We start from the raw sequence: 19,159 nt of genomic DNA on the forward strand, positions 1-19,159 counted from the left end.
GCCGCCAAGCCCCGACCGCGGTCCGTGCCTCAGGGAGATGGAAAACGTCGCTCCCCGCCTCATCCGAGCGACGAAATCCATCTTGTCGAGTTCGAACCGCGACCGACGAGATGGAAAACGTCGCCCCCGCTGAGTTGGGGGCGACGTTTTCCAGCTCTATGGCCGGCTCTATGGCCCGGAAGACGGCCCGGCCGTGGACTACTCCGCGTCGGTGCCGCTCGTGCCGGCGTTCACGTCGAGCAGGCGGTACTTCTCGGCGGCCTGCGCGGGGATCGACGCGTCGATCTCGCCGCGCTTGGCGAGCAGCTGCAGCGTGCGCACCACGACCGAGGGGCCGTCGATCTTGAAGTACCGGCGGGCGGCCGCACGGGTGTCGGAGAAGCCGAAGCCGTCGGCGCCCAGGGTGGCCCAGTCGTTCGGCACGAACTGGCGGATCTGGTCCGGCAGGTCCTTCGCGTAGTCGCTGACGGCGACGATCGGGCCGTGCGCGTCCGCGAGCTGCTGCCGCACGAACGGCGTACGGGATCCGCGCCCGAGGAACTCGTCCTCCTCGGCGGCGACCGCGTCACGGCGCAGCTCGGTCCACGAGGTGACCGACCACACGTCGGCGTCCACGCCCCAGTCGTCGCGCAGCAGCTGCTGCGCCTCCTGCGCCCAGGTCACGCCGATGCCCGACGCGAGAAGGTGCGCCTTCGGGGCCTCGACCGGGGCGATCCGGTGGATGCCGCCGAGAATGCCCGCGACATCCACATCGGACGGCTCGGCCGGCTGCACGATCGGCTCGTTGTAGACCATGAGGTTGTAGATGTGGTTGCGGTCGGTCGAGTCCGGCCCGTACATGCGCTCGATGCCGGCGCGCACGATGTGGCCGATCTCATAGCCGAACGCCGGGTCGTAGGTGACCACGGCGGCGTTCGTCGCGGCGAGCAGCGGCGAGTGCCCGTCGGCGTGCTGCAGCCCCTCACCGGTGAGCGTGGTGCGGCCAGCGGTCGCCGAGATCAGGAACCCCCGGGTCATCTGGTCGGCCGCGGCCCACAGCGAGTCGCCGGTGCGCTGGAAGCCGAACATCGAGTAGAACACGTACACCGGCACGAGCGGCACGCCGTGCGTGGCGTAGGCGGTGCCCGCCGCGGTGAACGCGGCGATGGATCCGGCCTCGTTGATGCCGACGTGCAGGATCTGGCCTGCGGTCGACTCCTTGTACGAGAGCACGATGTCACGGTCGACGGCGAGGTAGTTCTGCCCGTTCGGGTTGTAGATCTTCGCGGTCGGGAAGAACGCGTCCATGCCGAACGTGCGCGCCTCGTCCGGGATGATCGGCACGATCCGCTTGCCGAACTCGGGGTCGCGCATGAGGTCCTTCAGCACGCGCACGAACGCCATGGTGGTCGCGGCCTGCTGCTTGCCGGATCCTCGGGCCGCCACCTCGTACGCCTTGGCGTCGGGGAGGGCGATCTCGCCGGACGCGTTCGGGCGGCGCTCGGGCAGGTACCCGCCGAGGGCGCGGCGGCGCTCCTGCAGGTACTGGATCTCCGGGGCGTCCTGGCCGGGGTGGTAGTACGGCGGCTCGTAGGGGTTCGCCTCGAGCTGCTCGTCGCTGATCGGCACGCGCAGGTGGTCGCGGAAGTCCTTGAGGTCCTGCAGCGTGAGCTTCTTCATCTGGTGCGTGGCGTTGCGCGCCTCGAAGCGGGGGCCCAGGCCGTAGCCCTTGACCGTCTTGACCAGGATGGCCGTGGGCTTGCCGTTGTGCTCCATCGACTTCTGATAGGCCGCGAACACCTTCTTGTAGTCGTGGCCGCCGCGCTTGAGACCCCAGATCTGCTCGTCGGTGAGGTTCTCGGCGAGCGCGAGCGCCCGCGGGTCGCGACCGAAGAAGTGCTCCCGGATGAACCCGCCGGACTCGCCCTTGTAGGTCTGGTAGTCGCCGTCCACCGTCGTGTTCATGACGTTCAGCAGCGCGCCCTCGGTGTCGCGCTCGAGCAGGTCGTCCCACTCCCGGCCCCAGACGACCTTGATGACGTTCCAGCCCGCGCCGCGGAAGAAGCCCTCGAGCTCCTGGATGATCTTGCCGTTGCCGCGCACCGGGCCGTCGAGGCGCTGCAGGTTGCAGTTGATCACGAAGGTGAGGTTGTCCAGGCCGTCGTTGGCGGCGAGCTGCAGCAGGCCGCGGCTCTCCGGCTCGTCCATCTCGCCGTCGCCGAGGAACGCCCAGACGTGCTGGTCGCTGGTGTCCTTGAGGCCGCGGTTGTGCAGGTAGCGGTTGGACTGGGCCTGGTAGATCGCGTTCATCGGGCCGATGCCCATCGACACGGTCGGGAACTCCCAGAACTCCGGCATGAGCCGCGGGTGCGGGTACGAGCTCAGGGCGTGCCCCTCGCGGGACTTCTCCTGGCGGAAGCCGTCGAGGTCCTCCTCGCTGAGGCGCCCCTCCATGAAGGCGCGCGCGTACATGCCGGGCGAGGCGTGGCCCTGGAAGTAGATCTGGTCGCCGCCGCCGGGGTGGTCCTTGCCGCGGAAGAAGTGGTTGAAGCCGACCTCGTACAGGGTCGCCGCACCGGCGTAGGTGGAGATGTGACCGCCGACCCCGATCCCGGGCCGCTGCGCCCGGTGCACCAGGATCGCCGCGTTCCAGCGCATCCAGGCGCGGTAGCGGCGCTCCAGCTCCTCGTCACCCGGATAGGCGGGCTCGTCGGCGGCGGCGATCGTGTTGACGTAGTCCGTCGTCGCGTTCGGCTCGTCGACGATGCCGGCGCGGGCGGCGAGCGAGCGCACGATGTGCTCACCGCGCTCGGGCCCGCGCTGGGCGACCAGGGCGTCGAGCGACTCGAGCCATTCGGCGGTCTCTTCGGGGTCGTGATCCAGGGTCTCGGATCCTGTGGCGGCGGAGCTGCTCTGTTCGTGCATCTTCGGCCTTTCTGTGAGAAGACGGAGTTGTCTGTTAGATGTAGGGGGCTGCCGGTCTGGCAGCGGGTCGGAATGTCGAGGAGTGACGATGAGCGCACGCTCTGCCGTGGTGACGGGTGCCGGATCGGGGATCGGGCGTGCCGTGGCGCGCGCGATGCTGCAAGCGGGTTTTCGGGTGGCGCTGGCCGGGCGGCGCGAGGAGGCGCTGCGGGAGACCGCCGCGGGGAGTCCGGATGCCCTCGTGGTGCCGACCGACGTGACGGTCGAGGCCGAGGTGGACGCCCTCTTCGACCGGGTGGTGCGCGAGTGGGGTCGCGTGGACGTGCTGTTCAACAACGCCGGCGCGTTCGGCCCCGCCGTGTCGGCGGCGGACATCGCGCTCGAGGACTGGGAGCAGACCTTCGCCGTGAACGTCACCGGGGCGCTGCTGTGCGCCCGCGGCGCGATGCGCGCGATGCGCGCGCAGAGCCCGCAGGGCGGCCGCATCATCAACAACGGATCCATCTCGGCCCATGTGCCCCGCCCCCTCTCCGTGGCGTACTCGGTCAGCAAGCATGCGATCACCGGGCTGACGAAGTCGATCGACCTGGACGGCCGGCCCTACCGGATCTCCTGCGGCCAGATCGACATCGGCAACACCCGCACCGAGATCATGGACGAGCTCGGCGTGGGATCGGGCGCCCTGCAGCCCGACGGCAGCCGGAAGATCGAGCCCACGTTCGACGTCGAGGCCGCGGCCCGCACGGTGCTGCTCATGGCGGATCTGCCGCCCGAGGCGAACATCGCCGCGCTCACGATCACCGCGAGCGGGATGCCGTTCGGAGGACGGGGCTGATCCGAGGCGGGTGCTCCGCGACACGTGACCTCCTCGTCCGGCGGGCGTGCCGGTCGGTCCGAGACACCCTGTGCTCTTGCTTCTCGCATTGCGGAAGAACTATTTCAGTATGTGTAATTCAAGTGTGCTCCTCGGAAGGCGCACTTGTCAAGGAAGCAGACGCTGACGACACCGCCGGCTTCGCGGAGGGATCGAAAATGCGGGGTCCGGCGCACCGGACCCCGCATCGTCACCCTCCGGTGGAACGCCTCAGCAGAAGCCGGCGGCGGTGGCCCACGCCCAGTGGTCCTCGTCCGCGCCCTCGCGCAGGAACGACGCCTCGATCAGGCCGTACGGACGGTCGGCGGCGTAGAACACCTCGTTCGGGTTCTCCAGGCCGAACGGCGACAGGTCCACGACGAAGTGGTGGCTGTTCGGGGTGGAGAAGCGGATCTCGTCGATCTCCGGGTGCGCCTCGAGCACGGCCTCGGCCATCTCCTTCAGCGTGTGCTGCAGGGCATAGGAGTAGTTCTTCGAGAACCCTGCGAGCAGCAGGCGGCGGACGTCCGCGAACACCTCGTTGAAGTCGAGGTCGTTGCGGTTGTAGCGCCACTTCGCGGTCACCGAGGTCGCGAGGATGCGGTCCTCGGTCTCCCCGAGGGTCGTGTACTTGTCCTTCGGGTAGCCGACGAAGCCGCTCGCGGTGGACTTGAGGACCTTGAGGTCCTGCAGTCCCGCGATGATCGTGGTCTCGTCGCCCTCGATCTGCACGAGCGCGGTGCGCGTCTCGGTGCCGCCTCGCACGAACGAGTGGTCGTGCTCGGTGCCGTCGACGCCCTCGATGCGCTGCCAGGTGTACTGCTCGGCCTCCCAGCGCCCGCCGGTGACCCAGTCGAACTCGCCGGTGAAGTGCTCGCCGAGGCGCACCAGGAACTCCTCCGGGCTGCCGACGCCGTCCTTGGCGAAGGCGTAGACCGTGTTCTTCTGCGTGTCGGTCGCGACGACGTGCTCGTTGTTGCCGTCGAAGTGGGCGCTGTCGAAGTCACCGCGCAGCTGCGAGCTGACGTTCAGATCCTCGATCTCGTGGCGGGCGGAGTCGCGCGTGATGCGGACGACCCGCACCTCGGCCTTGCCGTACTGGTTCTTGCCCAGGATAATGTTGCTCATTTCGGATTCCTCTTAGCTTCCTCGGTAGGTGGAATAGGCGAACGGACTGAGCAGAAGCGGCACGTGATAGTGCGCCTGCTCGGCGTCGACCTGGAAGGTCAGCACCACCTCCGGGAAGAAGGTGTCCGTCTCGATGCCGGCGAAGTAGGCCGCGGTGTCGAACCGGAGGCGGTATGCGCCGCTCTCCAGCCGCTCCGGGCCCAGCTCTTTCACCCGCCCGTCAGCATCGGTGAGGCCCGTACCGATCCCCGACCATCCGTCGCCGACTCGGGCCTCGAGTACGACGGCGACGCCGGGCGCGGGGCGCCCGATCGATGTGTCCAGGATGTGGGTGGTCACGTGGGAGACGCTCATGCGCTCGCTCCTTCGGTTTCGATGGCCGCCTTCAGGCGCAGCGCCGCGATCTCGCGCAGCTGCTGGTCGACGACGGCGAGCTCTTCTTCTTCGGTGTTGCCGAGCCGCTCCTGCAGCAGTGCGAGGATCTCCTCGGCGCTGCGGCCGGCGGCGCGGACGAGGAAGACGCGGTCGAAGCGCTCCTCATAGGCCCGGTTGCCCTCGGCCAGCGCGGCCGCCGTGGCGTCATCGACGCTCGGCTGCTCTCGGCGCGAGTGCGCGGCCTCGGCGCTGGTGCCGTCGACCTTGGCGCCGATCCGCGGGTGGTGCGCCAGCGCTCCGTCGAGCTCCGCCTCGGAGAGCGGGGCGGCGGCGGCGAGCGCGGCGGCGGAGAGCTCCTCGACGGAGGCGTAGGGACGCCCGTCGACGATCGCGTCGATCCAGCGGGGGATGTCCAGTGCGGGCTTCACCGCAGCGACGGCCTCAGTGCGGCCGGTGGAGTTGAACTCCTCGAGCAACATCTTCGATCCTCAAACATGGCTGGCATCCGGCGTGTAAGAGCGATACGGCTGCGTTCTCAGAAAGAGACTTGCCTTCCGTATGCCGGAACTGTTATTTCAGCATGTGTAAGTAGTGTGCCCGCCGGGTCAGGGAATGTCAAGCCCTCCGGCGAACTTCCCCGGCGGAAGGAGGGCCGGCGCGTAGCGGTGCGGTCCGCGCCCGCTCTCCTGCCCCGATCCTGCCCCCCGAACGCCGAGAACGCACGCCCGGATCCTCTCGGGCGTGCGTTCCGGCTCCCGGCGGAGCGGCCGGAAAGCGGTGGTCAGACGGCGAGCTCCTCGCGCAGGCGTGCGACGTGTCCGGTGGCGTCGACGCCGTACTCCGCACGCTGCACCACGCCCTCGCCGTCCAGCACGAAGGTCGAGCGGATGACGCCCTCGAAGGTGCGCCCGTCGATCGTCTTCTCGCCCCAGACGCCCCAGGCGCGCGCCGTGGCGCCATCGGTGTCCGCGAGGAGCGGGAAGGTGAGGCCCTCCGCCTCGGCGAAGGCGCGGATGTCCGCGACCTCGTCGGGCGAGATGCCGATCACGGAGTAGCCGGCGGCGTCCAGGGACGACAGGTTGTCGCGGAAGTCGCAGGCCTCGGTGGTGCAGCCCGGCGTCGCGGCCTTCGGGTAGAAGTACACGACGACGTTCTTGCCGCGGTAGTCGTCGAGCGAGGTGCGGACGCCGTCGGCGTCCTCGAGGGTGAAGGCGGGGGCGGTGTCGCCGGGGCTCAGGCGCGTGCTCATGGGGTCTCCGTTCAGTGGGGTTCGGTGGATCCGGTCCCTGAGCCTGTCGAAGGGCCGGATGGACGGGCCGGGCACTTCGACAAGCTCAGCGACCGGGGGTCAAGGGGTGACGGGGAGCACGCCGAAGGCCTCGGCGAGCTGCATGATCTTGCGGGCACGGCCGAGACGCGGCAGGTCGCTGCCGTCGCGGACGATGCGGCCGCGGGCGTCGAAGTCCGCGAGGAACTCGTACGCCCACTCCACGTCGGTGCGGGTGGGGCTGATGACCTCGTTCACGACCGGCGTCTGGTCCGCCTGCAGGCAGAGCTTGCCGGTCATGCCCATCGCGACCGTGATCGCGGACTGCTCGCGCAGGATCGGGTGGCTGGATCCGACCGTCGGACCGTCGATCGGGCCGGGAAGCCCGCCCGCGCGGCTGGAGATGACCAGACGCGCCCGCGGGTACGCCATGGCCTCGCGGTCGGCGGACATGCCGGTGTCGCGGCGGAAGTCGCCGCTGCCGAAGGCGAGCCGGAACACGCCCTTGGCCCGGGCGATCTCGGTCGCGTTCTCGATGCCGACGGCGGACTCGACGAGCGCGACCACGGGCACCCGCGCTCCGAGGCGGTTGAACGTGTCCATGACCTGGCCGCCGAACTCGGTCTTCGCGAGCATCACGCCCTGCAGACCGGGCGCGTCGCGCAGGCCGTCCAGGTCGGGCGACCAGTGCTCGCTGGTGGCGTCGTTGATGCGCACCCAGGCCCGGTTGCCGTTCTCGGAGTCGGAGCTGTTCCCGTGCAGCCAGCGCACCACGTCCTCACGCGCCGAGTCCTTGCGACTCGCGTCGACGGCGTCCTCCACGTCCAGCACGATCGCGTCAGCGTGCGAGCGCGCGGCGTCGTCGAACGTCTCCGGCCGCGTCGCCGCGACGAGGAGCCACGATCGCGCCAGCTCCGGCGCGATGTCGCGCGGGCCACGGGTGGGCAGAGGAGCGTTCATGTTCTTCCATCCTATGGAACTTGAATTCTACAGTCCGAAAAGTCTACTCCTGCATCCGAACCGTCGCCAGCCCTCGGCGAGGGCCGTTCTCAGCCTCGCACAGCTGCCACCGCATCCCACAGCGCAGTAGCGACTTCGCCCTTCGTACCGGCGGCCGTGGCCACGACCGAGCCCTCGGGGCCGATGATCTCCACCGCGTTCTCGGCGCGTTCGAAGCCGTGCTCCGCGTCGGCCAGGTTCACCGCGAGCAGATCGGCCCCCTTGCGCTCGCGCTTGCGGCGGGCGCGATCACGCCGGGCGGCCGGATCCGCGAGGGTCTCTGCAGCGAAGCCGACGAGGATCTGCCCCTGCGGCGCCCGCCCGGCGGCGCGCGCCGCGGCGAGCGCTGCCAGCACGTCCTCGTTCTCCACGAGCTCGATCCGCTCGAGGATCCCGTCCTCCTTGGTGAGCTTGTGCGGGGACTCCTGCGCCGGCCGGTAGTCCGCGACCGCGGCGGCCATGACCACGACGTCCGCGGCCGAGGCCGCATCCTTCATCGCGGCCGCGAGCTCCGCGGCGGTCGCGACAGGGCGGATCCCGATGCGCGGATGCCGCGCCGCCTCGAGCACGTCGCGCGCGACGCCCGCGGCGACAAGCTCGACCTCGGCCCCGCGATCCGCGGCGGCGCGGGCGATCGCGACACCCTGCCGGCCGCTGGAGCGGTTGCCGAGATAACGCACGGGATCGATCGGCTCGCGCGTGCCGCCCGCCGACACCGCCACGCGCATCCCGGTCAGATCCTGGGGGGCGAGCAGGCGGAGCGCGGCCTGGGCGATGCTCTCCGGCTCGCTCATCCGGCCGGGTCCGCTGTCGCCGCCCGCGAGCTCGCCGTCGTCCGGGCCGATCAGCTGCACGCCGCGCTCCACGAGCGTGCGGATGTTCGCCCTGGTCGCCGGATGCGCCCACATCTCCGCGTGCATGGCCGGGGCGATCAGCACCGGAGCGGTGGTGGCCAGCAGCGTCGTGCCGAGCAGGTTGTCGGCGATCCCCGCGGCCATCCGGGCGATCGTGTTGGCGGTGGCCGGCGCCACGACCACGAGATCTGCGCCCTGGCCGAGCGCGACGTGCCGCACGCGGGCGACGTCGTCGTGCACGCTCGTGGTCACGGGGTTGCGGCTGATCGCCTCCCACGTGGGTGCGCCGACGAAGCGCAGCGCGTCCTCGGTGAGGACGACCGTGACGTCATGACCGGCCTTGATCAGAAGCCGCACCAGCTGCACGGACTTGTACGCCGCGATGCCGCCGGAGACCCCCACCACGATGTCCATCCCTCGATTCTGCCCGACATGCCGAGGGAGCGGGCGGGGAGCGGGGCGCAGGGGCGCGCCCGTCGCCGTGCGTCCCCTCCACGTCGACGCCCCCTCGCGCGATCGACGCCCCCTTCGGTGGCCGTTCACACGAGGGGGCGTGGACGCCGCGAGGGGGCGTCGACGTGCCTAGACTGAGGCGCGTGTGCACGGTCGTGATCGAGGTCGACGCCCTTGGAGGGGCGCAGGGACCGATGGTGCGGCTGCTGGCCGTGCGGGACGAGGATCCGCTGCGCGAGTGGGATGCGCTCGGCGAGTGGTGGCCCGAGCACCCCGGCGTCATCGGGATCCGCGACCGCCGCGCCGGCGGAGCCTGGCTCGCCGTCGACCCGGCGTCGCACCGGCTGGCCGTGCTGCTGAACCGCGCCGACGTGCTCGACCTGCCCGACGACCTGGCCGTCTCCCGCGGCACCCTCGCGCTGGCGTCCGTGGCCGGCGTCTCGCCCACCGGCTCGGAGCGCATGCACGGCTTCAACCTCCTCGAGGTCTCCCCCGACGGCGCCCGCGTGCTGTCCTGGGACGGCACAGAGCTCCGCGAGACCCCGGTGCCGCCCGGCGTGCATATGATCGCGCACTCGGACCTCGACGATCCCGAGACCGCGCGCATCGCGCGCTGGCTGCCGGAGTTCCGCGCGCATCCGACCCGCGACGAGGAGTGGCCGGAGTCCTGGATCCGGCTGCTCGCGACGACGGCGGAGCTGGATCCGGCCGACGACCGCGCGATCATCCGGGACAACCGTCCCCACGGCTACCCCACGCAGTCGCTGCTCTACTGCACGGCATCGGTCGGCCCCGACGGCGTGGAGGTGCGCGACCACGCCCTGCCGGCGCCGGCGCATTGGACGTGACGATGCCGACGGCATCCTCCGGTCGCCTCGTCCCCGTTGCCGGGGACGTGATCCGGCAGGCGTCCCCCCGCGCGGACGACCTCGAGCGGTCGGTCGAACTGCTGCGTCAGGTCGCGTCCGGAGAGGGTCCTCAGCGGCTGCTCCGCCTGTACACGCCGGCGCCGACGCTCGCGCTGACGCGGCGGGAGAGCCTCATGCCCGGCTACGACGTCGCCGTGTCCGCGGCCGAGCGCCTCGGATTCACGCCGGCGATCCGCCCGACCGGGGGCCGCGCCGCTGCCTACGACGAGACCTGCCTCGTCTTCGACCTCGTCGAGCGCGAGGAGTCGCATGCCGACCCCACCGCCCTGTTCGCACAGGCGGGCGGGACGATCGTCGACGTGCTGCGCAGGCTCGGTGTCGACGCCCGGCTGGGCGAGGTGGCCGGCGAGTACTGTCCCGGCGAGTACAGCATCAACGCCCGCGGCGCCGTGAAGCTCGTCGGCACCTCGCAGCGCGGTGTGCGCGGCGCACGCCTGCTCAGCGGCATGCTCGCGTTCGGTCGCGTCGGCCGCTTCGTCGCGGTGCTCACGGACGCCAACGCCGCACTGGGGCTCGAGTGGGACCCGCAGACCTTCGGCTCCCTGCGCGCCGAGGCACCGACGGTCTCGCGCAAAGAGGTCGAGGACGCGCTGGCGGCGGCGCTGATCGCCTGACCGACATGGGCAGCACTGCCCATGTCGCGAATGCGTCGGTGCCGGTAGCGTCAGCGGCATGAGCGATCCCCAGCAGCAGTTCCCGCCCGCATCCGGCGCGCAGCCGCCCGCGACCGCGTCGACTCCCCCGCAGCCGCCCTACGGATCCGCGCCCGCCTACCAGCAGGCGTACCCCGGGGCCACTGCGCAGCACGGCTATCCCGCCGAGGTGCAGAGCGGGCACCCGGCCGAGGCGCAGAACTGGCCCTCCGACCCCGCAGGCGCCGCGCAAGCCGGTTACTCCGCAGCACCGGCGACCCGTGGCCCCGGCGGTCTCGCTCGCGTCGCGTTCATCCTGGCGATCGTCAGTGTCGCGCTTTCAGCCGTGACATCGATCGTCCGGGGCGTCATGTACTCCCAGATAAACCGGTTCCACCTGTCGATGCACGTCGTCGAAGGGTTCAACATCGGATCCAACATCGTTATCTTCCTCTGCTGCGCCGCTGCGCTCGCTCTGGGAATCGTCGCCGCGCGCGGAGAGCGCAAACTGATGGCGGGAATCGCGATCGGCGTCGGCGGCGCGGGCGTGGTGAACCTCGTCGTCGGCTTCCTGCTGTCGACACTGACGCCGCTGCTCTACGGCTAAGAACGGATCCGCGTTGCGCCGGGCTCAGCCGGCGATCGCGCGCCCGTAGACCTCGAGCATCGCCGCGGTGCGCGAGGACTGCCGGAAGTCGGTGGCGACCTGGGCATCCGGCGTCGGCGCACGCCCGGCCGCGATGTCGGCGACGGCGCGGCGCAGCGTCTCGGCGAGGGCGGCGACGCGACCCGGCTCGTCCGCGGCAGCAGGCACGGCCCACAGCCCGCCGCGCAGCTCCGCCGCGATGTCCGGGTCGCTCACGACCGTCGGCGTGCCGAGGGTCGCCGCCTCGAACGGGGTCATCCCCTGCGTCTCGAAGCCGATCGAGGTCTGCACGACGGCATCCGCCGCGGCGATCCGCGCGAGCACGTCGGCATAGCCGATCCGCCCGGCGAAGTGGATGCCGGGTCGCCCCGCGCGTGCGGCGATGCGCTCCGCGGCGCGCCGCTCTCCTCCGCCCCCGACGATCTCGACGTCCGCGTCCACATCGCTCGCGACGACGGCCTCCAGGAACGGCAGGAGGCGCTTCTCCGGGCTCATCCGGCCGAGCCAGATGAGCCGCGGGCGGCCCGGAGCGCGCTCCGCGGGAGCGCTGGCGAGCACGTCCTCGCGCACCTCGTCGTCGATGCCGTTCCAGATCACGTCCACGGATCCGAAGATCCCGTGCTGCTCGAGCCGCCGCGCGAAATGGCCGGAGGGCGCCGTCACCGCGCGCGACTCCGCGGCGATCCCGGCCAGGTACGCCCAGCCGTCGGCGCCGCGCGGCTGCGACCCGATCCCGCGCAGCGCCGCACGGCGCCACAGGTTCAGCGCGCCGAGCGCGGGCCGATGCAGCGGGGTCACCGCGGCGATGCCCACGTCCACCCGGTTGTGCATGGTGTGCACGGCCGGAATCCCGTGCCGGTGCGCGAAACGGTGCCCGATGAAGGCGCCCCAGAAGTCGGCCTGCACGTGCACCAGGTCGACGGGGGGCCGGCGGGTGAGGGCGCGGTCGAGGTACCGGTCGGTGCCCCGGCCCGGCCAGGTCATTGCGTACTCCCGGTCGGCCGTGATCGGGATCGACGGCAGGTCGAGGCAGCCGGGGTCGGCGGGACCGACCGCGTGCAGCGCGGCCCGGGACGAGTGCATCCGCGGCGCGACGATCGTCACGGTGTGGCCCGCCCGCTCGAGGTACTTCCGCTGCAGGCGCATCGAGACCTGGGCCCCGCCGAGCGACGACGGGTGCTGGTCGCCGAAGAAGACGATGTGCATCCGGCTACTCGGGCAGCGGCTCGTCGCGGTACAGCGCCTCGAAGGTGTCCAGGGTGCGGTTGATGTCATGCACCAGGACGCCGTCGAGCGAGGCCTGCTGCATCCGGGCGTACTCCTCGGGGTCCGCGGTGAGCACGTCAGTGAGGCGCGCGGCCAGCTCGGCGATGTTGCCCGGCTCGAACAGGTAGCCGTTCTCCCCGTGGTGCACGAGATGCGGCAGCGCGACGGCGTCGGCCGCGACGACCGGCAGCGCCGAGGCCATCGCCTCCATGGTCGCGATGGACTGCAGCTCGGCGATCGAGGCGATCACGAACAGCGAGGCGCGGCTGAGCAGCGCTCGCAGCTGCTCGTCGGTGGTGCGCCCGTGGAAAACGACGCGATCGCCGATCCCGAGCTCGCGCGCGAGGTGCTCCAGGCTCCTGCGCTGGTCGCCGCCGCCGACGATGTCGAACGTCGCGTCGAGCGCGGGATCCAGCTTCGCCATCGCCTTGAGGATCACCTCCACCTGCTTCTCGGCGGTGAGCCGGCCCACGAACACCATGCGGTTCTTCTCGCGCGGCGCGATGACGGGGGTGTACTGGGTGCGGTCGATGCCGCAACTGACCGGGATCACTCCCTCGATGTTGATCGTGCGCTCGAGGAAGTCGGCCGCGCGCCGCGTGGGCGTGGTCACCGCGCGGGTGAGGCCGAGGGTGCGGCGGGCGTCGGCCCAGGCGAACTTCAGCACGATGTCGTCGACGAACTTCGGCATGGTCGTGTGGTCGAGGATGTTCTCGGCCATCACGTGGTTCGTCGCGATGACGGGGATCTTCCGCTCATGCGCGATGCGAGCCAGACCCCGGCCGATCACGATGTGCGACTGGATGTGCACGACGTCCGGCTCGACCTCGTCGAGTACCTGCCGGGCGTAGTGCTTGGCGCGCCACGGCCAGACGAACCGCAGCCAGTCGTGCGGCGTCCAGCGCACCGACGGCAGACGGTGCAGGGTCATCGCCTCGCCCTCGATCACCTCGGTGCGCGGCTTCGCGGTGCGGTACGCCTGATTCGGCGCGACGACGTGCACGTCGTGCCCGCGCTGCACGAGCCCGGCCGCGAGCCGCTCGGTGAAGCGCGCGGCGCCGTTCACGTCGGGCGAGAAGGTGTCGGCGCCCATCAGGATCGTGAGCGGCCGGCGCACCGGGGTTGCGGCGTCGGCCGGCGTGCTCCCGGCAGCCGCGGCGCTCTCCGAAGACGGGCCGCGCTCCGAAGACGGGCCGTTCTCCGAAGGCTCAGGGGCGTCCGAGGGGCGATGATCGCCGGGGGATGTCACGTGGTTGCTGCCTTTTGCTCGGCCGCTGGTCGCTCGCTCGAACGCCGCGGAGGTGGCCTGGATCGGGCGCACGCCACTCTACCCGAGGGCCCTGGACATCCTCGGGAGGCGGATCCGGCCGCTGCCCGAGGAGCCGTCGGCGCACCGTTCTCAGGAGGGATTCTGCTTCCCGGCCCGACCGGGGTCGGCGTTCCGCGGATCCCGCGAATCGCTCCTGAGAACGGTCGCGGCGTCGCGTGCGCCGCTCCGCGACCGCGCGGGTCAGGATCCGAGCACGATCCGCTTGGCGTGCCCGTGACCGTCGAGATCGAACTCGAGCGTGAGCGGGGAGGTCGCCACGACCCGGACCCCGTCATCGCCCTCGACCACGGCCGACGCCGAGACGCCGGCGAGCACGACACGCGCTGTCTTCTGGGTGCGGCTCGGGTCGGACAGCACGACCGTGGCCCGGCCTCCGTCCGTCCGCACGGCGAGGGAGCACGGACCGCTGACGGTCACCCCGTGGACGGGTGCCTGCCCTGCCGGCGTCGCTGCGAAGAAGTTGGCGAGGGTCAGACCCTGACCCTCCACCCGGATCAGCTGCGCCTGGGCGTTGTTCGCGACGACCTCGACCGTGGGCGCGTCCGACTCGGTGAAGGTCACCGAGTGCTCGACGTTCGGCAGCACCATGTACGCGTAGCCGCCGGCGGACGGGTTCGTGCCATGGTGGTGCGTCACCGTCACGAAGTCGCGTGTCTTCACGTCGGCGGTGCCACCGGTGTCGGATCCCGAGTTGATCGTCTTCCAGTCCCCGGTGCGCCGCACGACCTGCACGTCGATGTCGCCGGAGACGTTCTCCCCCGGCAGGAACACGTACCCGCCGTGGCCCATGATGTGCACGTTGCGCGTGACCCGGATCGCGCCGTCGGACGCGGTGAGCACCCTGTCGCGGTTGTCGGTGCGCACGTGCGGCACCGTTCCGGGGGTGAACGACCGGTTGTCGATCGTGGTGATCACCTCGAACCCGGAGGCCGAGGCGATCGCGGATCCGAGGCACACGACCTTGTCGTCGAGGAAGAACCACGACTTCCGCGCGCTCAGGGACCTGTCGAAGTTGAGGTGATCCATGCCCTGGATCCCCCAGCGCCCGTCGAGCGCGAGACCGCCGCCGAACGCCTGGAAAGCCCGCGGGATGCCGGTGCCGTCGGCGGCGCCGTTCGCGCGCGGCGCGGCCGTCACGGTGGTGCCCGGCAGCCGGTACGGATCGACCGTCGGCCAGAAGTCGGCACTGTACTGGTCCGGGTCCGCCGGGTTGTAGAAGAAGGTCATGCCGTCGCCCTGGTACCAGCCGAGGTTGTTCTCGCGGTTGCCCCACTCGTAGCGGCCGATCCGCTTCGACGAGACGTTGACCACGGCGCTGAATCCGGGCCGGTGATGCACCAGGCGGTCCTGATCCCCGAACGCCGTCGTCACGACGGGGGCGTCGGCCGCGCTCACCGAGGAGTCGGCGAGCACCGAGGTCACGAGCAGCGATTTCGCCACCGTCTGCGTGGGCAGCCCGTACAGCTTCTGGTCTGTGCAGCGCGTGAGCCAGCCCTTCACGAGCGACAGGTAGCGGCTGCGGTAGGGCTCGCCGGCACCCTGCGCGAGCAGCAGGATCGCGCAGATCGCGGAGGCGCCATCGGCGAAGTCGGGCTCGGCCTGGCGTGAGACGGCCCTGCCCCGGACGGTCTCCATCATCCGGCCGTTCCAGATGAACGGCGCGTACGCCGCCTCGACCGCGTCCAGGATCACCGACTTCTTCGGATCCGTCACCTCCCACTCGCTGCCGCCCAGCAGGCCGAGGATCTCCGCGATCCCGCCCAGCGTCACCACGCCGTACGTGCCGACGTAGGGCAGGTAAGTGTGCTGCACGAAGGATCCGTCGGCGTAGAAGCCGTCACCGCTCGTGACGTAGCCGAACACGCTGTGCGCGCCGCCTCCCACCGTGTCGCTGAGCGCGTCGCGCGCGAGGGCGATCTCGTCGGGCCGGCCGTCGAGCATGCCGCGCAGGGCGCAGGACAGGGCCTTGTCGGTGCGGTTCGCGCCGGTCTCGGCGAAGCTGGTCCCGCGCCCCCGCCAGTTCGGGTCGGGGGTGAAGTAGCGGACCGCGGCCATCAGCACCGTGCGCAGATCGGGGGGCACCGAGTCGTGCAGCAGCACGATGATGTCCGCGGCCTTGCGCGGCACGCCGATCTCCCAGAACCACCAGTTGCCGGCCGGCGGCTTGCCCACCGCGTAGATGTTCGCGCTGAGGTAGCCCAGCGCGTCGACGAGATCCGCGGCGAGCGCGCTGTCGCCGAACTGCGCGCAGCCCGCGGTCGAGTAGGCCAGCGCGAGATCGAAGATGCGGTTGAACGTGACGCCCATGTTCCCTGACAGGATCGAACCGCTCTGACCCGCGAGGGGGAGGTCGGCCCAGATGCCGGGTGACGCCGCCGGGCGCGCCATGGCGTTCCATGACGCCGTCGCGTTGGCGCTCATCGTGCTCAGCACGCCGGCGAGCTCGGGCACAGCGGTCGCGCTGCCATCGCCGGCGAGCATGATGCGACGGCGCTCGATGAGGGCGGCGAGCGGATCGCCGGTCGTGGCCGCGACGGCGGCGGGCAGCGAGCGGGCGCTGGCGGACTCGCCGGCGACGGCGACGAGGGCGCCTGCTCCCAGCAGTCCGAGAAGTGCACGGCGGTTCATCTCAACGGGGGACATCATCGGCCTCCAGGTCGTTCGGGGAAGGATTCGACCAACACGGTATACGCTTTCCCATCGAAATAGTAGAGCGGGTGTACATAATGACGACGCCCGGGAACGCACGGCTCGCGCCCACCTTCGGCCCCTACGCTCGGGACATGCGCCTGCTCGCCGACGCCGACCCCGCACGCTGGATCCCCGTGACCGGATCCCTCGGCCTGCGCGGCCGCCGTCACCGCAAGGCGGCCATCCGGATGCTGCTCGGGCAGGCCGGTGCGGCATTCGGCGCGCCGGCGACGGGCTCGGGGCCGCGTCCCGGCTCCGGCTTCGGCGCCTGGGCCCTGAGCCAGGCCGCGCCCTTCCTCATGCGCAAGGCCGACGGCCGGGTGCTCGTGTGGACGTGGAAGGCCGAGCCCGAGCTCATCGTCGCGATGGCGAGCGCGCAGGAGCTCACCCCCGAGCTGCGCACCGCCCGGGCCATGATGCCGATGGAGTACGACGACACCGAGGAGTTCCGCAACCCCTACCTCGGCTCCGGCGAGAAACTCGTGGTGCCGCTGCCGCCGCCGGGTGCGGCGGGACAGGCGCCCGCTCCCCCGTTCGCGACCTACACCTGGGACACCGGCACGCACCTCATCACGCTGCAGGCGGTGTGCGCGGACCGGGAGCGGTTCGGCACGGTGATCTCCGCCGTGGACGAGATCGCACGCACCCTCCGCAGCGCGGACGACCTCTCGGTCGGCGAATCGGGACCGGTGCTGCGGCTGCCGCCGGCCTGACGCGCACTGCCGCTCGCAGGGGCAGGGGCTCAGTCCAGCCCGCGCTCGTCCAGCCACGTCCGGGCGACGGTCTTCGGCGCGCGCAGCAGCCAGGCGTCGGCGATCAGCTCACCCAGGTGATCGCGCCCGATCGCGTCGAGGCGCAGCAGGACCGCCGGGTAGCCGGCGAAGTGCGGGATGGTGAAGAAGATCGCCGGGTCCGACGCGACGAGCCCTCCGGCGAGCGCGACCGACTCGGTCCGCACCGCGAGCACGGTCCCGTGCGGCCACGAGCGGCCCAGCTCGGCGAGCTGCGCCAGATCCGTCTGGCGAGGGCTGCGCACCCAGGCGATCTGCCCGCCGTGGCACCGCCACGCCGGCTCTCCCGTGTGCCCGCCGACGCGCTCCTCGACCCCGGGCAGGGCGAGCGCGAGCGCCCTGACGTCCTCGATCGTCGCCATGACCCCGATCCTCCCCTGACCGTGCGGCCGGTTCAAGAGCGGACCTCGGGAATGAGCGAGTGCCGGGCCGCGGCGTCAGCGCTCGCTGTCGTCCGGATCCTCGGACGCGCCCGCTGCGCCGCCGAGCCAGGGGCGCCACAGCACGACCTCGGTGGAGCGGCGGATCCGGCGCCCGGACGGGACGGCCATGACGGATCCGCTCGTGCCGGCGGCGAAGACGCGCACGCCGGGGCGGCTCGCGCGCTCCTCGCGGAGGTCGTGCTCGAGCTCGACCACGCGGCGGCGGAGAGCCCGGTTCTGGTTCTCGAGGTCCAGCAGCCGGGCGATCGCGGGAAGGCTCATGCCCTCACTGGAGAGCTGGGCGACCTCGCGCAGCTGCTCGATGTTGCGGAGGGAGTAGCGGCGGGATCCGCCGCGCGTGCGACCGGGCACGACCAGTCCGATCCGGTCGTACTGGCGGAGCGTCTGCGGGTGCATGCCGGACAGCTCGGCTGCCGCGGCGATCGCGAAGACCGGGGTGTCCGCGTCCATGCGCTCATCGCCCATGGCGCGCCTGCCTCGGGGTCGTCGAGCGAGCGAAGCGGGACGGAGCGCGGTGGCCTGGAAGGAGACCGCGTCCCGTCCCGATCGCGCGGTGCGCCGGTCCCTGAGCCTGTCGAAGAGCGCTCGACGACCAGGCGTTCATCACGCCCGCGCCTTCGCCAGCAGCTCGGCGCGCGGGTTCTCCTCGGGCTCGGCGGCGCGGAAGCGCTCCAGCGCCTCGCGGGCCGCGTCGTCGAGGTGCGACGGCACCGCCACCTGCACCTCGGCGAGCAGGTCGCCGGTGCCCTTCGGCGTGGTGACGCCGCGGCCCTTGACCCGCAGCACGCGTCCCGACGGCGTGCCGGGAGCGACCTTGAGCTTGACCGGGTCGCCGCCGAGGGTCGGCACCTCGATGGTGGCGCCGAGCGCCGCCTCGGTGAAGGTGACCGGCACGATCACGCGCAGGTTCAGCCCGTCACGGGTGAAGACCGGGTGCGGCTTGACCGTGACGGCGACCACGAGATCGCCGGGATCGCCGCCGTCCGGCGACGGTCGTCCCTTGCCGCGCAGACGGATCTTCTGCCCGTCCTTGACGCCCGCCGGGATCTTCACCTTGAACGGACGCCCGTCGTCGCCCTGCAGCGTGACCGTGTCGCCCTGCACGGCGGTCGCGAACGACAGCGTCGTGCGGGCCGTGACATCGGCGCCCTTCTGCGGGCCGCCGAAGCCGCGGAAGCCCCCGGAGGGCTGGCCGAAACGGCCGGATCCGAACGATCCGCCGCCGCCCTGGTTGAACATCGCGAAGATGTCTTCGAAGTCGGCGGACTGGCCGCCGCGGCCCCGGCTGAACGCGCTGAACACGTCCTCGAATCCGCCGTTGCCGGCGCTGCCCGGCGCGGTGAAGCGCGCACCTCCGGCACCCATCGCGCGGATCTGGTCGTACTCGGCGCGCTGCTCCGTGTCGGACAGCACCGAGTACGCCTCGCTGATCTCCTTGAACTTCGCCTCCGCCGCGGCATCGCCCGGGTTGGAGTCGGGGTGGTACTTGCGTGCGAGCTTGCGATAGGTCTTCTTCAAGTCCGCGTCGGACACGTCCTTGGACACGCCGAGCGTCTTGTAGAAGTCCTTGTCGAACCAGTCCTGGCTAGCCATCCCTC

General features: G+C 71.3%; 18 protein-coding genes. 5 read left to right on the forward strand and 13 right to left on the reverse strand.

Translation table 11 applies throughout. The annotated features are described in order from the left end of the window. Window positions 1-198: 198 nt before the first annotated feature. Window positions 199-2,904 carry a pyruvate dehydrogenase (acetyl-transferring), homodimeric type gene (gene aceE / locus ACTJJZ_RS04715; protein ID WP_440720021.1) on the reverse strand — a complete coding sequence of 902 codons (2,706 nt, stop codon included), beginning with the start codon at window positions 2,902-2,904 and terminating at the stop codon, window positions 199-201. Window positions 2,905-2,992: 88 nt separating this feature from the next. On the opposite strand from aceE, the gene ACTJJZ_RS04720 reads away from it, so the two are divergent. Further along, window positions 2,993-3,739: an SDR family oxidoreductase gene (locus ACTJJZ_RS04720; protein ID WP_440720022.1), complete on the forward strand. Its 747-nt coding sequence runs from the start codon at window positions 2,993-2,995 to the stop codon at window positions 3,737-3,739. 249 nt (window positions 3,740-3,988) lie between these two features. Here the strand turns inward: ACTJJZ_RS04720 and pucL are convergent, their stop codons facing one another. The 6 genes from pucL to coaBC form a co-directional block, all read right to left on the reverse strand. After that, the gene (pucL, locus tag ACTJJZ_RS04725; RefSeq protein WP_440720023.1) at window positions 3,989-4,885 is read right to left on the reverse strand and encodes a factor-independent urate hydroxylase; all 897 of its coding nucleotides are present in this window, start codon (window positions 4,883-4,885) and stop codon (window positions 3,989-3,991) included. Between the two features lie 12 nt (window positions 4,886-4,897). Further along, on the reverse strand, window positions 4,898-5,239 hold the full coding sequence (gene uraH / locus ACTJJZ_RS04730; protein ID WP_440720024.1) for a hydroxyisourate hydrolase: 342 nt from the start codon (window positions 5,237-5,239) through the stop codon (window positions 4,898-4,900). Continuing rightward, the gene (gene uraD, locus ACTJJZ_RS04735) at window positions 5,236-5,739 is read right to left on the reverse strand and encodes a 2-oxo-4-hydroxy-4-carboxy-5-ureidoimidazoline decarboxylase (protein WP_440720025.1); all 504 of its coding nucleotides are present in this window, start codon (window positions 5,737-5,739) and stop codon (window positions 5,236-5,238) included. Before uraD ends, uraH begins: the two co-directional genes overlap by 4 nt. A 302-nt stretch (window positions 5,740-6,041) precedes the next feature. Further along, window positions 6,042-6,509, reverse strand: coding sequence for a thioredoxin-dependent thiol peroxidase (gene bcp, locus ACTJJZ_RS04740; protein WP_440720026.1), 468 nt, complete (start codon window positions 6,507-6,509; stop codon window positions 6,042-6,044). Between the two features lie 99 nt (window positions 6,510-6,608). Further along, complete coding sequence (locus ACTJJZ_RS04745) at window positions 6,609-7,487, reverse strand: HpcH/HpaI aldolase/citrate lyase family protein (RefSeq protein ID WP_440720027.1); 879 nt, start codon at window positions 7,485-7,487, stop codon at window positions 6,609-6,611. Window positions 7,488-7,576: 89 nt separating this feature from the next. Then, complete coding sequence (gene coaBC, locus ACTJJZ_RS04750) at window positions 7,577-8,794, reverse strand: bifunctional phosphopantothenoylcysteine decarboxylase/phosphopantothenate--cysteine ligase CoaBC (RefSeq protein ID WP_440720028.1); 1,218 nt, start codon at window positions 8,792-8,794, stop codon at window positions 7,577-7,579. 182 nt (window positions 8,795-8,976) lie between these two features. Between coaBC and ACTJJZ_RS04755 the strand changes: the two genes are divergently transcribed. Genes ACTJJZ_RS04755 through ACTJJZ_RS04765 form a run of 3 tightly spaced genes read left to right on the forward strand, consistent with a single transcriptional unit; the run spans window position 8,977 to window position 11,001 of the window. Then, complete coding sequence (locus ACTJJZ_RS04755) at window positions 8,977-9,681, forward strand: NRDE family protein (protein ID WP_440720029.1); 705 nt, start codon at window positions 8,977-8,979, stop codon at window positions 9,679-9,681. Between the two features lie 2 nt (window positions 9,682-9,683). Continuing rightward, the gene (locus tag ACTJJZ_RS04760; protein ID WP_440720030.1) at window positions 9,684-10,376 is read left to right on the forward strand and encodes a lipoate--protein ligase family protein; all 693 of its coding nucleotides are present in this window, start codon (window positions 9,684-9,686) and stop codon (window positions 10,374-10,376) included. Between the two features lie 58 nt (window positions 10,377-10,434). Beyond that, window positions 10,435-11,001, forward strand: coding sequence for a hypothetical protein (locus ACTJJZ_RS04765; protein WP_440720031.1), 567 nt, complete (start codon window positions 10,435-10,437; stop codon window positions 10,999-11,001). A gap of 24 nt (window positions 11,002-11,025) precedes the next feature. On the opposite strand, the gene ACTJJZ_RS04770 is transcribed toward ACTJJZ_RS04765, so the two are convergent. The 3 genes from ACTJJZ_RS04770 to ACTJJZ_RS04780 form a co-directional block, all read right to left on the reverse strand. After that, window positions 11,026-12,246 carry a glycosyltransferase family 4 protein gene (locus ACTJJZ_RS04770; protein WP_440720032.1) on the reverse strand — a complete coding sequence of 407 codons (1,221 nt, stop codon included), beginning with the start codon at window positions 12,244-12,246 and terminating at the stop codon, window positions 11,026-11,028. Between the two features lie 4 nt (window positions 12,247-12,250). After that, entirely contained in the window at window positions 12,251-13,399 is a 1,149-nt protein-coding gene (locus ACTJJZ_RS04775; protein WP_440720068.1) for a glycosyltransferase, read from the reverse strand. A gap of 417 nt (window positions 13,400-13,816) precedes the next feature. After that, a complete protein-coding gene (locus tag ACTJJZ_RS04780) occupies window positions 13,817-16,264 on the reverse strand; it encodes a polysaccharide lyase 8 family protein (protein WP_440720033.1) in 2,448 nt (815 codons plus the stop codon). A gap of 155 nt (window positions 16,265-16,419) precedes the next feature. On the opposite strand from ACTJJZ_RS04780, the gene ACTJJZ_RS04785 reads away from it, so the two are divergent. Next, entirely contained in the window at window positions 16,420-17,040 is a 621-nt protein-coding gene (locus ACTJJZ_RS04785; RefSeq protein ID WP_440720034.1) for a hypothetical protein, read from the forward strand. Between the two features lie 29 nt (window positions 17,041-17,069). Here ACTJJZ_RS04785 and ACTJJZ_RS04790 read toward each other — a convergent pair whose 3' ends face one another. The 3 genes from ACTJJZ_RS04790 to ACTJJZ_RS04800 form a co-directional block, all read right to left on the reverse strand. Continuing rightward, window positions 17,070-17,480 (reverse strand): MmcQ/YjbR family DNA-binding protein, encoded by a 411-nt coding sequence (locus ACTJJZ_RS04790; protein ID WP_440720035.1) that lies wholly within the window; start codon window positions 17,478-17,480, stop codon window positions 17,070-17,072. 75 nt (window positions 17,481-17,555) lie between these two features. Further along, window positions 17,556-18,026, reverse strand: a complete 471-nt coding sequence (locus ACTJJZ_RS04795; protein WP_440720036.1) for a heat shock protein transcriptional repressor HspR — start codon at window positions 18,024-18,026, stop codon at window positions 17,556-17,558. Window positions 18,027-18,164: 138 nt separating this feature from the next. After that, window positions 18,165-19,154, reverse strand: a complete 990-nt coding sequence (locus ACTJJZ_RS04800; RefSeq protein ID WP_440720037.1) for a DnaJ C-terminal domain-containing protein — start codon at window positions 19,152-19,154, stop codon at window positions 18,165-18,167. Window positions 19,155-19,159 lie beyond the last annotated feature (5 nt).

The organism is Microbacterium sp. 22242 (assembly GCF_052045495.1).
Lineage (GTDB): Bacteria > Actinomycetota > Actinomycetes > Actinomycetales > Microbacteriaceae > Microbacterium.